The following is a 12,239-nucleotide window of genomic DNA, read 5'->3' as shown; positions in this document are numbered from 1 at the left end:
GCGGCGACGCGGGTCCTACTTCGCTCCCTCGTCCGCCGACTCCCCGCTCGCCTCGCGGTCGCCCTCCGTCTCCTCTTCGGTGCCGGCGTCGCCCTCCGTCTCCTCTTCGGTGCCGGCGTCGCCCTCCGTCTCCTCCTCGTCGTCTTCGTCGTCCGCGTCGCGTCCGGCGAGCCCGACGAGGTGGCCGACCTCCGGGAGGATTATCTCGTCGACGCCGAGCCGGACCGCGTTCTCGGAGCCGGGGAGACAGAAGACGGGCGTGGCGGAGACGATCCCGGCCGTCGCCCGCGACCCGATGGTCCGCGTCCCGACCTCGGCCTCCGAGCGCCGGCGGAACAGCTCGCCGAAGCCGGGGAGCTTCTTCGCGAAGAGGCCGTCGACCGCCTCCGGCGTCACGTCGTCCGGCGTCACGCCGGTGCCGCCGGTGGTGACGACGACGTCGGCGTCCTTCCGGCGGGCCAATCGGTCTACGGTCCCCTGCACGCTGTCGTACTCGTCCGGGACCAGCTCGCGGACGGCGACCTCGTGGCCCGCGTCCTCGAACGCGGCGGCGACGTGGTCGCCGGACGGGTCCTCGTCGAGCGAGCGCGAGGACGACACCGTCACGACCGCGACCTCGACCGACTCGGCGTCGTGGTGGTGATGGTCGTGGCCGCGGTCGTCATCGTGGTGGTGGTCTCCGTCGTCGTGGTGGTGGTCGTGGCCGCGGTCGCCGTCTTCCCCGCGGCCGCCGTCCGCGTCCTCTCCGCTGTCGCCGCCCTGTCCGTGGTCCGCTTCGCCCTCGCCGTGGTCGTGCGCGTCGCTCATGGCACCACGTTTCCCGGCGACGGTGAAAACACCACCACCTCCGACCCCCGGACGCGGCGGTCGCCCGGTTCGCGCGCTATCGGACCGACCTAGGGCCAGTCGTCCCGCGACGACTCCTCGGGCGCCTCCTCCTCGTCCGGCTCGTCCGCCGCGAGGATCCACCCCGCGGCCTGGGCCGCGTCCTCGACGTGGAGGAACTCCCAGCCGGTGGCCTCGGCGACCGCCTCGTCCTCGTCGTCGACGCCGACGAACACGTGCCGGTCCGTGTCGAACTGGCCGGCGATGTTCTCCAGGCTCTCCTCGACGCCGCGCGGGCCCGAGAAGAAGTCCTGGCGAACGCGGTGTTTGCGCGTGAAGTTGGTGACGACGTACGTCGGCTTCTCGCTGACCACGCCGACGTACTCCGTCCACTGCCGGGCGTTGTTGAACACGTCGTTGGGGTCCGCGAGCGTCTTCAGCGCCTCCAGCTCGAACGCGAGCGTCATGTCGGTAGATCCGCCACTGTCCATGGATCCGTGTTCGCGCGGCGAGCGAAAACAACTTCGCTTCGGGGGTGGCGTTCGCGGGGGACCGACGTCGCCTCTCCGACCCTCAGCGCGTGCGAACCTGGTAGTAGTCGGTGAACTTCACGAAGTCGCCGTCGTCGAGGTCGCCGTGTTCCGGCGCCGTTCTCGGTCGCCCGGCGAGCTTCCGCACGAGGATCTGTGCGTCCTCGCCGAGTTCGTCGTAGTGACGCACGCGAGCACCCGGCGGGATCCAGCCGGTCCGCCGGAGCCGAAGCCGTCGCCCCGTCTCTCGGAGTGGCATACGATAACGCATGTCACGATTAATCATAAACGTTGCGTCGGTTCCGAGCGAGCGGGTCGAACGAGCGTAAACGGAGCGACCGGAGAAACGGACGGATCGGGGGCGAGCGTCCCGCGTTACTGCTCGGTCGTCGCCGCCAGGTCGTCGACGGAGAAGCCGGGCTCCATGAGGAGATCCGTCTGATCGCTCACGTCGCGGCCCTCGCGCATGAGCTGTTTGAACGCGGACTGCGGGGAGAGGTCGCCGATGAGGACGCCGCCGACGACCTTGCCGTCCTTGAGGGCCACGCGGCGCCACTCGCCCTCGGCCGTGGTCGCCTCGACCGAGTCGTCGCCGATGGTCGGGTGGCCGAACGAGAGGAACGGGAAGTCGAAGTGGGTGATCGAGTACGAGGAGACCCACTCGAACGCCTCGCTGCCGTAGTCGAGCATGTTGCGGGCGGCGATCGTTCCCTGCTCCTTCGCCGAGCCCCACGAGCCGTTCTTCCCCTGCTCGCCGAGGACCAGATCGTTGAACGTGGTGATGTCGCCGGCCGCGAACACGTTGTCGACGTTGGTTCGCATGTACTCGTCGACGGCGATGCCGTTGTCCGTCTCCAGCGGGGTCTGCTCGACGATCTCGGTGTTGAAGTTCAGGCCGATCGCGACGCCCGCGAAGTCGCACTCGTAGCGCTCGCCGTTCGGGTCAACTGCGGCCTCGACGTGGCCGTCGTCGTCGACCTCGAAGTGATCGACGCCGGAGCCGAAGACGGGCTCGACGCCGCGCTCGCGCATCGCGTCGTGCATGATCGACGCGCCCTCCTCGGAGAGCGCGTAGCGCCACCAGCAGTCGCCGCGCATCAGGTACTTCGCCTCGACATCCTGCGCGCCGCAGATGGCCGCGAAGTCGATCCCGAGGAGCCCCGCACCGACGATGACAGCCCGCTCGGCGCCCTCGACGCTCTCTTTGATCCGCCGAGCGTCCTGGAACGTCCAGAAGTGGTGGATCCCGTCCGCGTCCGCGTTCTCGACGGGGAGCTGCTGGGGGGTGCCGCCGATCGCGAGCAGGAGGGAGTCGTACTCGAACGTCTCGCCCTCGTGGGTGTGGACCGCATCGTTCTCCACGTCGATGTCGACGACGACGGTGTTGAGCCGGAGGTCGACGTCGTGCTCGTCGTACCATTCCTCTTGGTGGATCGAGATCGGCGCCTCGGGGAGCTTCCCCTTCGCGTACTCTTTGATCAGGATCCGGTTGTAGAGGGACTCTCCCTCGTCGGTGAGAACCGTGATCTCGGCGTCAGGCGCTTGCTCGCGCAGCGTCTCGGCCGCGGACGCACCCGCGATACCGTCCCCGACGATCACGTACGAATCGCTCATGTGCGGGCGTTCGGATTCGGGGTTAATGTGGGTTGCCATCCGCACTGATACCCGTGATACACTTGCGCTCGAGGCCGCGGTCGGACTTATTCACCGCCGTGGTCGCCGCCACCGGCGGGTTCGGCGGGGAAATCGCGCTCGCCCGCCTCGATCCGAGCGTCGAGCCAGTTCTCCGTCGGCGTCAGCGGACACTCGTACGCGTGGTTGTACGCGCACGTGGGGTTGTACGCGACGTTGAAGTCGAGCGTCCACTCCCCGTCGACGCGGTCGCGGTCGGGCATGAGGTCGAGGTAGCGCCCCGCTCCGTACGTCTCCTCGCCGTTGGTGTCGTCGCGGAAGGGGACCCAGAACCGGTCCGAGCCGTCGGTCGGACGGTACGCCTGTAGCGAGTGCGCGTCGCCGTCGAACTCGAACCTGAACTCCCCCCATCTGCGGTACGTCTGCTCGCCGTCCGCGGTGGTCTCGACGGATATCGTCTCCGTCTCGTCGTGCTCGTGGAGCGGGAGCACGAAGCGATACGCCGGGTCGGGGTCGTAGAACGAGAGCCCGGGGAACGCGTCGCCGCGCATCTCGATCGGCAGCGGCGACCGCGCCGACTCCCGGAACTGCTCCTCTTTCGCGCGACGCTCCCGTTCGATCCGCCGCGCCCAGTCGTCGGTCTCGTTCGCGTTCATCACACCGTAATATTGTGCTTACTATGCAATAACAATTGCGTCGGTCCGTGCGGCGGTGGACCGCCGCCGCGACCGCGGTCCGTCGCGGCCGAGGCGCCACAGATTCAAGGACGTGCCGACCTAACGAGACGTATGAAGATCCGGCAGAACATCCGCCACTGGGCCGCCAAGAAGGCGTTGACGACGCCGGTCGTCGGCGACGTCGCGAACGACAAGCTGGTCGACCTCCACACGAGCATCTTCCTGAACAAGGCCGACGAACAGCGCCGGGAGGAGCGCCGCGAGCACCTCGACGACTTCTTCGACGCGACGATGGACACCTACGTCGCCGGCTTAGAGACCGGCTTCCCGGAGGCCGAGGCCCGCGAGATCACGCACGTCCAGGCCAACTTCGACTTCTTCAACCACGGCTGGACGGAGATGATGGAGATCCCGGGCGACGAGTTAGAGGAACATTACCGACGCTACGAGGAGTTCTTCACCGAGCACGGGATCACGATCGACGACCCGCTCGGTGACTTCCGGCCGATCGAGGGCGTCGCCGTCGCCCCCGAGACGCCCGAGCGGCTGGAGACCGCGGAGTACGAGAACGCGCTCGCCGGCTTCGCCGACGACGTGTACGTCCATACCGACGACGGCGAGACGGTCGTCGGCGGGGGGGCCGAGGAGCCCGAGGACGTCGACCCGTCGGCCGCGCCCGGGCTCGACGAGGACGAGGCGAGCGCGTAACGAAGCCGGTCGCCCCGAGAGCCGCCCACGTTTATACTTCGGCGGCGAGAGCGGGCGACATGAACCGCGGTCAATCGTTTCTCCTCCTCCTCATCGGTATCGTCGCGCTGTTGACGCTGTTCGTCATCCTCCCGTTCGTCGAGTACGTGGTCGCGTCGGCGATCCTCGCGTACGTCCTCTACCCGTTCCACGTGCGGCTCTCGAGATGGCTTCGGGACCGCCTCGCGGGCCACGTGCGGGAGTCGGTGTCGACCCGGCTCGGCCGCATGCTCTCGGGCATCTCGCTCATCCTCGCGTCCGTCGTCGCCGTCATCATTCCGCTCGCGTACATCTCGTGGGTTTTTATCCGGGACCTCACCGAGATCGCCCGCGGGAACACGGAGATCGACGTGAGCGCCATCGAGGCCGAGCTCGCGGTGCTCACCGGCCGGGAGATCGACGTCGGCGAGGTGCTCGCGATGGCCGGACAGCTCCTCGTCGAGACGCTGTTCGGCGGGGTCAGCGGGGTCGTCACCACGGCGCTTCGGGCGTCCGTCGGCCTCTCTCTGGCACTGTTTCTCGTCTACTACACGCTGCTCGACGGACCGACGTTCGTGGGCTGGATCCGGGACACGAGCCCGCTTCCCGCGGAGGTCACCGCCGACCTCGTCGACCGCGTCGACGCGATGACCCGCGGCGTGGTGATCGGACACATCGCCGTGGCGCTGCTGCAGGCGCTGGTCGCCGGCGTCGGCCTGTGGGCGGCCGGCGTCCCGAACGTCGTCTTCTGGACGTTCGTCATGGCCGTGCTCGCGCTGCTGCCGCTGATCGGGGCGTTCTTCGTCTGGGGGCCGGCCGCGGCGTACCTCGTCGTCGTCGACCAGGTCACGGCCGGGGTGTTGCTCGCGCTGTACGGGGTGTTCGTCATCGCGCTGGTGGACAACTACGCCCGGCCGATCGTCATTGACCAGCAGGCGCACCTGAACCCCGCGGTGATCCTCCTCGGCGTGTTCGGCGGGATCTACTCGGTCGGGTTCACCGGGCTGTTCGTCGGCCCCATCGTCATCGGCGTGCTCGCGGCGACGCTGGAGACGTTCCGCGAGGACTACGACGCGATCGGCGGCGGGTAGGCGGCGTGATTTAGCGGGTAGCCGGCGGCGTGATTTAAACCGATCAGCCGCGTACACGGACCTATGGCAACCGCCGCCCGATCCCGGCTGCCGGACCGCCGGGACGCCCTCCTGATCGTCGCCGCCGCCGTCGCGGTCAACCTGATCGGGGCGGTCGGCGTCCCCTTCACCGCCACCGAGAGCGCGTGGTTCGCCGAGCTCGCGCTGCCGGCGTACTACCCGCCCGGGTGGGCGTTCGGCGTGGTCTGGCCGATACTGTACGCGCTGCTCGGCGCCGCCGCGGCGCTCGTCTACCTCCGGGGCCGCGACGCGGGCGACGCCCGAATCGCCCGCGACGCCCGGACCGCGCTCGGCCTGTTCGCCGTCCAGCTCGGCGTCAACGTCGCGTGGTCGCCCGTCTTCTGGGGGCTCGAACGTCCAGACCTCGGGCTCGCCGTGCTCGTCGCGCTCCTCCCGCTCGTCGCCGCGACGATCCTCGCCTTCGACCGCGTCGACCGCCGGGCCGCGGCCCTGCTCGTCCCCTACCTCGCGTGGGTCTGTTTCGCGACCGCGCTCAACTACGGGATCTGGGCGCTGAACTGAGCCGGTCGGTCACCCGGACTCCGGCTCCTCTCCGAGTCGCTCCGCGATGAACCGCCGCTCGCGGGGGTCGAGCTCGCGGTCGTCCTCGCGGAACGCCCGGAGCCCGGCCCGGTACCGCTCCCCGTCACCGTCGCTCTCCGGGGCCGGCTCGGTCGCCGGGCGTTCCAGCTCCAGCTCGGCGAGCCCGGTCCGATCGCCCGTGTACGCGAAGCCGGACTTGTAGAGCGCCGCGTAGGCGAACGGGTTGTTCACGGCGATCCGCACCCGGTCGTAGCCGTCCGCCGCGAGCCGCGAGACGGTCCGGTCCACGAGCCGCGGGCCGATCCCCTCGCCTCGGCGGGCGACGTGGACGGTGACGTACCGGAGACGGCAGCAGGCGGGGTCGGTCCGGTCGGGCGAGAAGGAGACCGCGGCGACCACGTCGTCGTCGAACGCGCTCGCCTCGACGGTCGGCGGCAGCGGCTCCTCCGGCTCCCACCGCGGGACCGCCGGCGAGCCGTCGGGCGTCCGGAGGACGGCCTTCCCGGGCTTGCCCACGACGAACTTGCCGGCGTAGGCGAACGCGCGGTAGTCCAGCCGCAGGGTCGCCCCGGAGCCCGGATCGCCGACGAGCGCGTACTCCATGCCCGCGCTACGGCCCGTTCGGATAAATACGGAGCGGCGCCCCCGCGGCCTGTTAAGTGGCTCCGCCGCCGAAAGCGACCATGTACGGCCTCGGCGACGTCCGCTTCTTCGACCGGGTGGCCCCCCTGTACGACCGCGTCATGCCGCCGGCGAACGGCGAGGCGCTGGCCGCGGGGCTCGCCCACGCGACGCGACCGATCGACCGCCTGCTCGACGTCGGCGGGGGGTCGGGGCGGGCGGCCGCGGCGCTGGCCGGCCCGGAGATAACGGTCGTCGACGCCTCACTCGGAATGCTCGCCCGCGCCCGGGACGGCCGCGGGCTCGCCGGGGTCGCCGGCGACGCGGGCCGGCTCCCGTTCCGAGACGACGCGGTCGACGCGGTCGCGATCGTCGACGCCTTCCACCACCTGCCGGATCAGGACGCCGCTCTCCGGGAGGTCGCGCGGGTGCTCGCGCCGGGCGGCGCGCTCGTGATCCGAGAGTTCGACCCCGCGCACCCGCTGGGACGCGCCCTCGTCGCGGCCGAGCACGCCATCGGGATGGCGTCGCGGTTCCGGACGCCGTCGGACCTCGCGGCCGCGTTCGACGACGTCGGGCTCGACCCCCGGATCGTCGACCGCGGATTCGGCTACACGGTGGCGGGAGTCAAACGGGGAGAGTGAGAAGGGGTCGGCCGGAGGGCCCGACAAACGAACGCGAACTAGTCGTGCGAGTGGCTGTGCGCGCCGTGGTCGTGGGTCGCGTCTCCGCCGGCCGAGTCGTCGTGGGTGTGGTCCTGTTCGCCGGAGTCCGTCTCGCCGAGCACCTCCGCGCCCTCGCCGTCGATCATGTCCATGTTCTTGAGGTTGTCGCGCTCCTCGAAGTCCTCGACGGCCTCCATCACGTCCTCTTGGGTGATCGTCATCCGGTCCTCCGTGAGCGCGCCGAGGACGGCCTCGCGCAACACCATCCGGAGGTCGGAGCCCGTGAGCCCGCTCGTGCGGTCGGCGACCTCCTCGGGGTCGAAGTCGGCGATCTGCATCTCGCGGGTGACGACTCGCAGGATGTCCGAGCGCATGTCTCGGTCCGGCTTGGGGAAGTTGACGATCTCGTCGAAGCGGCGCCACGCGGCCGCGTCGAGCTGGTCGGGGTGGTTCGTCGCGCCGATGAGGAGGACCTCGTCGCGGACGAGCGACACCTCGTCGATCGACTTGAGCAGGGTGTTGACCGCGCGCTTCAGCGCGGCGTGCTCGTCGGAGCGGCGGGTCTTCGCCACCGAGTCGAACTCGTCGATGAAGAGGATACACGGCGAGAGCCGCTTGGCGACCTCGAACGTCTTCTCGACGTTCTTGGCCGTCTCGCCGAGATACTGGCTCGTGATCATCGACATCTTCACCTCGACGAGCGGGATACCGAGCTCGTGCGCGAGCGCCCGCGAGACGGTCGTCTTCCCGGTCCCCGGCGGCCCGACGAACAGCAGCTTCCCGATCTCGCGGAGCCCGATGCTCGCGAGGTACTCGCGGTGCTCGATCGCCTTCACGATCTTCTGGATCTCCCCCTCCTGATCGCCGGTGAGAACGAGGTCCGCGAGCGTCGTCTCGATTTCCTCGGGGGCCTGCACGTTGACGAGATCGAGCATCTCGCCGTCCTCGTCTTCGTCGAAGTACTCCTCGAGCAGGGCGTCGATCCAGACGCGGTCCGCCTGAATCGGCCGGACGCTGTCGCGCGCCTCCTCGTGAGTCACGGGCGCGTCGAGGTCCTCGGCGAGCTCGAGCGCGGCGACGACGGTCGGGTTCTCGGCGAGCCGGTCGTCGTCCGCGTGGTCGCGGTACCACTCCAGCGCCATCGCCGGCTGGGTGAGGGAAATCTCGCCCGAGAACTCGGTGCGTTGGGTGAAGAGGAGGTCCGAGACGGCCTCCCAGGGGTGATCGACGCCCGTGGCGGTGCGAGTGGTCTCGCTGGTCGCTTTGAGCGGCCGCTCGACGCCGCCCGGAGCGTCGTCGGCGGCGTCGTCCGACCAGAACACCTGCCGGAAGCGCGGGGGCAGATCGTTCTCGTCGAGGTCGCGGTTCTCGGTGTAGAGGTGCGTCGTCAGCACGAACTCGACGACGTCGAGCGCCGGGTTACTCATCCGCGCGACGTAGCCGCGGGACGCGGTTAAGCGCGTCGAACCGCGCCCGTCGTCGGGGCGCGTCCCGCCTCGCGGCGAGGGAGGCGACGAACCGCTGCCGACGTATCGAACGCTTATTAGCCCTGGTGATCGACCTAGTTCCCATGAGCTCAGAGGATGCGACCGCCCCTGGTGACCCCTCCGGGGAGGCTGACGCCGACGCGGACCACGAGAACGCGCTTCAGGACGTGATCGCCGTCGACCCCGACGACACCGAGCAGGGGACGGTAAACCGCCTCGACGCACACACGGGCGACGGGATCCGCCACCGCGCGTTCACCTGCCTCGTCTACGACGCCGAGGGCCGGATCCTGCTGGCTCAGCGCGCGCCGACGAAGCGGCTCTGGGACGGCCACTGGGACGGCACCGTCGCCTCTCACCCGGTCGAGGGGCAGACGCAGGAGGACGCGACGGAACAACGGCTCGATGAGGAGCTGGGGATCACGCCGGACCAGTACGACGACCTCCGCGTGACGGACAAGTTCGAGTACAAGCGCTACTACCCCAACGCGGGCGTCGAGTGGGAGGTCTGCTCGGTGCTGAAGGTCACCCTCGACGACACGTCGCTCGACCCCGACGACGCGGAGATCGGCGGCATGCTGTGGGCCGACTACGAGCACCTCCACGAGAACCCGGCGCTGTACCGTCAGCTCCGGCTCTGTCCGTGGTTCGAGATCGCGATGCGGCGCGACTTCTCCTGAGCGGCCCGCCGGAGTGCTCCCGAGCGGCCCGTCGGTTGCGGCACAAAACGGCGACTTGAAGACGCGCGGACGACTCGACCCGATATGACCGTCGTCGTCGTCATGGCGCAGCCGCCCCGCGAGGGGCTCGTCGCGACCGGGATCGCGGAGTCGACGCCGCTTTCGACCGCAGAGGCCGCCGACCTGTACGAGGCCCTGTTCCGCGACGCCGTCCTCGCGGTCGACCGCTCCGGCGGCGAGCTCCTCGTCAACTACCCGGTCGACGACGACCTCCCCGCCGAGCACCGCACCGACACCGCCCCCGAGGCGGAGCTGCGCACGCTCGTCGCCGACACCCTCGGCGGCACCGGGGACGCGCGCTTCGAGCGGCAGGTCGGCTCGTCGTTCGGCGCGCGCGCCGGCAACACCGTCGCGCATCTGCTCCGCGAGGAGAACGCCCACTCCGTCGCCGTCGTCACCCCGCAGGCGCCGCTGCTCTCGCGCACCGTCATCGACTCGGCCGCGATGAAGCTCAGGACGAACGAGGTCGTGCTCGGCCCCTCCACCCGCGGGCGCACCTACTACGCCGGCTTCACCGCGCCCATCGACTTCGACGGCGCGTTCGAGGCGCCGAGCCTCCCGACGCTGGCGGCGCGCGGCCGCGACGCCGACCGCGACGTCGAGTTCCTGGAGTCGTCGCCGTCGATGGTCGACGGCGCCGACCTCCTCGACGCCGTCCCGCTGCTCCGCGCGCGGTTCGCCGCCGAACGCGTCGTCCCGGACTACACCGCCGCGTTCGTCCACGAACACGGGCTAGACGTGGTCGTCGAGGACGGCGAGGAGCGGGTGGTGCGGGACTGAGGGATTCGGCGGCGGACGCGACCGATAACGCTCACAGATTTTATCGGTCGCGTTAAGTTTTATTTGATTGTCAAGATTGCGCTGTCAGCGAGAGCGCTCCTCCGGCGGGCGGTGTGGGGTCGCAACCGCGATCGGATACGCGCGACGTGGCGGATCCTGTTCGGGTTCGGCGTCGTCCTCGGCGTGCTGCTCGGCGGCAGACGTCTCCTCGGACGGGTCGATTTTCCGGACGTACTGGTGAACGGACCGGTGGCGCTGCTCGTCTGTGTCGCCGTGGGAGCGTACGCGCTGGCCGCGTCGCTGATTCCCGGCGAGCGTCCGATCCGCGAATACGGATTCTCGTTCGACCGCCGATGGGCGCTCGACGCCCTCGCGGCGGTCGTCGCCGGATGCGTCTTTCAGGCGCTGGTCACGGGTATGCTGCTCGCCTCCGGCTCCGGGCGCGTGGTGGAGACGTTCGCTCCCGGCGCGGCGAGCGGCGGCGGCCCCGTCGCGGTCGCGATCGCGGTCGCGGCGACGGCGGTCGCGTTCGCCGCCATCGGGCTCTGGGAAGAGCCGCTGTTCAGAGGCGTGTTCATCGTGAACGCGAGCGAGGGGCTGGCGGCGCGCGGGCTGGAACCCCGGCGAGCGGTCTGGGCCACGGTCGGCGCCAGCGCCCTCGCGTTCGGTCCCGCGCACGCGCTCGTGGCGGCACAGGGAGCGAGCCCGCTGTTCGCCGCCGTACAGGCGACCGCGGCGGCGGTGTACTTCGCGGTCGCCTACGTCTTCACGGGGAGCCTGGCGTTCCCCGTCGGACTGCACTTCGCCACGAACGTGTGGGTCGTGTCGGTGTTCGGGCAGGCCGGAAGCGGATTCCCGGCGCTCGTCCGGCTCGAACGGAGCGTCGGCGCGGGGCCGATCGACCTGTTGTCGCTGGTGATCCAGTCGCTCGTGCTGCTCGGACTGATCGTCGCGTGGGTTCTCGCGACGCGGGGACAGGTGTCGACGGACGAGTCGCTGCGGGACGCGATCGAGCGCCGCCGCGGATCTGCCGCCGCCGAGTAGCCGGCCGTTGATCGCTCTGGCGGCGAGCCCCTCGTCAAATACCCGGTCGACGGCAAGCTCCTCAACGCCGGACGGTGCCCCGGAGAGGTCCGGGCCCTCAGTTGAACTTTCCCGCCGACTTGAGCGTCTCGTAGTGCTGCATGTCTCGCTGTCCGAACACCTCCGCCGGGTGGCCGCCCGCGATCGCCCCCTTGGGGACGTCGTCGGTCACGACCGACCCTGCCTGAACGATCGCTCCCTCGCCGACGGTGACCCCCGGGAGCAGCGTGACGTCGATCCCGAGCCAGGCACAGTCCTCAATCGTCACCGGTTTTACCGTGAAGGAGTCGTCGTACGGAATCGCGTCGCCCCGGTCGTAGTTGTGGTTCTCGGTGAGTATCTCGCAGTCCGTGCCGGCGTGCACGTAGTCACCGATCGTGACCGTTCCCGGCCCACGGACGTTCAGCCCGTGAAGGTGGACGTTCTCCCCGAGCACCGTGTTGCTGTTGAGGTTGATTTTCCCGTTGACGTAGAGGCCCGGACCGACGGTCTGGGCGGTTTTGCGTGCCTTGGTCTTGTAGTACATTCGTTCCGCGTAATCGTGGTACAGGGATTGTACCGATTTGAAGATGGTGACGGTGGAGACGGTCGCGCGCGAGAGGAGGGATTTCAACGCGTCGGACCGTCCCGCGATTCGAACGGCCGTATCCAGAACACGCGACATGATGCTAACCTTGCGGGCTTCCTTTAACCATTTTTTTCACATATTCCGACCTGTTCAGAGTGGACCCGCTCGTGGCTCAGGAGAAAGTCTTGCTGGTGACTCTCGTGGGCTCCCA

Annotated in this window: 15 protein-coding genes; 7 read left to right on the top strand and 8 right to left on the bottom strand. The window is 69.5% G+C overall.

The annotated features are described in order from the left end of the window. Nucleotides 1-15: 15 nt before the first annotated feature. The 5 genes from DJ81_RS04845 to DJ81_RS04825 form a co-directional block, all read right to left on the bottom strand. Nucleotides 16-807: a molybdenum cofactor biosynthesis protein B gene (locus DJ81_RS04845; protein ID WP_094588728.1), complete on the bottom strand. Its 792-nt coding sequence runs from the start codon at nucleotides 805-807 to the stop codon at nucleotides 16-18. A gap of 89 nt (nucleotides 808-896) precedes the next feature. After that, nucleotides 897-1,316 carry a hypothetical protein gene (locus tag DJ81_RS04840; protein ID WP_094522033.1) on the bottom strand — a complete coding sequence of 140 codons (420 nt, stop codon included), beginning with the start codon at nucleotides 1,314-1,316 and terminating at the stop codon, nucleotides 897-899. An 82-nt stretch (nucleotides 1,317-1,398) separates the two neighbouring features. After that, on the bottom strand, nucleotides 1,399-1,614 hold the full coding sequence (locus DJ81_RS04835; RefSeq protein ID WP_094522034.1) for a hypothetical protein: 216 nt from the start codon (nucleotides 1,612-1,614) through the stop codon (nucleotides 1,399-1,401). A 116-nt stretch (nucleotides 1,615-1,730) separates the two neighbouring features. Beyond that, nucleotides 1,731-2,969: an NAD(P)/FAD-dependent oxidoreductase gene (locus tag DJ81_RS04830; RefSeq protein WP_094522035.1), complete on the bottom strand. Its 1,239-nt coding sequence runs from the start codon at nucleotides 2,967-2,969 to the stop codon at nucleotides 1,731-1,733. An 86-nt stretch (nucleotides 2,970-3,055) separates the two neighbouring features. Further along, nucleotides 3,056-3,643: a DUF1684 domain-containing protein gene (locus tag DJ81_RS04825; RefSeq protein WP_094527878.1), complete on the bottom strand. Its 588-nt coding sequence runs from the start codon at nucleotides 3,641-3,643 to the stop codon at nucleotides 3,056-3,058. Nucleotides 3,644-3,775: 132 nt separating this feature from the next. On the opposite strand from DJ81_RS04825, the gene DJ81_RS04820 reads away from it, so the two are divergent. From DJ81_RS04820 to DJ81_RS04810, 3 genes are all read left to right on the top strand, one after another. Next, nucleotides 3,776-4,372 (top strand): DUF6149 family protein, encoded by a 597-nt coding sequence (locus DJ81_RS04820; protein WP_094527877.1) that lies wholly within the window; start codon nucleotides 3,776-3,778, stop codon nucleotides 4,370-4,372. Between the two features lie 59 nt (nucleotides 4,373-4,431). Continuing rightward, nucleotides 4,432-5,481: an AI-2E family transporter gene (locus tag DJ81_RS04815; RefSeq protein WP_094588726.1), complete on the top strand. Its 1,050-nt coding sequence runs from the start codon at nucleotides 4,432-4,434 to the stop codon at nucleotides 5,479-5,481. A 63-nt stretch (nucleotides 5,482-5,544) separates the two neighbouring features. Next, nucleotides 5,545-6,063 (top strand): TspO/MBR family protein, encoded by a 519-nt coding sequence (locus DJ81_RS04810; RefSeq protein WP_094588724.1) that lies wholly within the window; start codon nucleotides 5,545-5,547, stop codon nucleotides 6,061-6,063. 9 nt (nucleotides 6,064-6,072) lie between these two features. On the opposite strand, the gene DJ81_RS04805 is transcribed toward DJ81_RS04810, so the two are convergent. Continuing rightward, nucleotides 6,073-6,687: a GNAT family N-acetyltransferase gene (locus tag DJ81_RS04805; RefSeq protein WP_094522040.1), complete on the bottom strand. Its 615-nt coding sequence runs from the start codon at nucleotides 6,685-6,687 to the stop codon at nucleotides 6,073-6,075. An 80-nt stretch (nucleotides 6,688-6,767) separates the two neighbouring features. Between DJ81_RS04805 and DJ81_RS04800 the strand changes: the two genes are divergently transcribed. Beyond that, entirely contained in the window at nucleotides 6,768-7,349 is a 582-nt protein-coding gene (locus DJ81_RS04800) for a class I SAM-dependent methyltransferase (RefSeq protein ID WP_094588722.1), read from the top strand. Between the two features lie 38 nt (nucleotides 7,350-7,387). Here the strand turns inward: DJ81_RS04800 and DJ81_RS04795 are convergent, their stop codons facing one another. Next, nucleotides 7,388-8,797: an ATP-binding protein gene (locus tag DJ81_RS04795; RefSeq protein ID WP_094588720.1), complete on the bottom strand. Its 1,410-nt coding sequence runs from the start codon at nucleotides 8,795-8,797 to the stop codon at nucleotides 7,388-7,390. Between the two features lie 143 nt (nucleotides 8,798-8,940). Here DJ81_RS04795 and DJ81_RS04790 point away from each other — a divergent pair, with 143 nt between their 5' ends. The 3 genes from DJ81_RS04790 to DJ81_RS04780 all read left to right on the top strand — a co-directional run bounded on the left by DJ81_RS04790 (nucleotide 8,941) and on the right by DJ81_RS04780 (nucleotide 11,421). Then, a complete protein-coding gene (locus DJ81_RS04790; RefSeq protein ID WP_094523451.1) occupies nucleotides 8,941-9,537 on the top strand; it encodes an NUDIX domain-containing protein in 597 nt (198 codons plus the stop codon). A gap of 84 nt (nucleotides 9,538-9,621) precedes the next feature. After that, nucleotides 9,622-10,377 carry a DUF2064 domain-containing protein gene (locus DJ81_RS04785; RefSeq protein ID WP_094588718.1) on the top strand — a complete coding sequence of 252 codons (756 nt, stop codon included), beginning with the start codon at nucleotides 9,622-9,624 and terminating at the stop codon, nucleotides 10,375-10,377. Between the two features lie 63 nt (nucleotides 10,378-10,440). Beyond that, nucleotides 10,441-11,421, top strand: a complete 981-nt coding sequence (locus tag DJ81_RS04780; RefSeq protein WP_141212534.1) for a type II CAAX prenyl endopeptidase Rce1 family protein — start codon at nucleotides 10,441-10,443, stop codon at nucleotides 11,419-11,421. A 97-nt stretch (nucleotides 11,422-11,518) separates the two neighbouring features. Here DJ81_RS04780 and DJ81_RS04775 read toward each other — a convergent pair whose 3' ends face one another. Beyond that, entirely contained in the window at nucleotides 11,519-12,124 is a 606-nt protein-coding gene (locus DJ81_RS04775) for an acyltransferase (RefSeq protein WP_094588714.1), read from the bottom strand. Between the last annotated feature and the right edge of the window lie 115 nt (nucleotides 12,125-12,239).

The sequence above is a fragment of the Halorubrum sp. Hd13 genome, from assembly GCF_002252755.1.
In the GTDB taxonomy this organism is placed as follows: domain Archaea; phylum Halobacteriota; class Halobacteria; order Halobacteriales; family Haloferacaceae; genus Halorubrum.
This window is presented reverse-complemented; position numbering and strand designations above follow the sequence as displayed.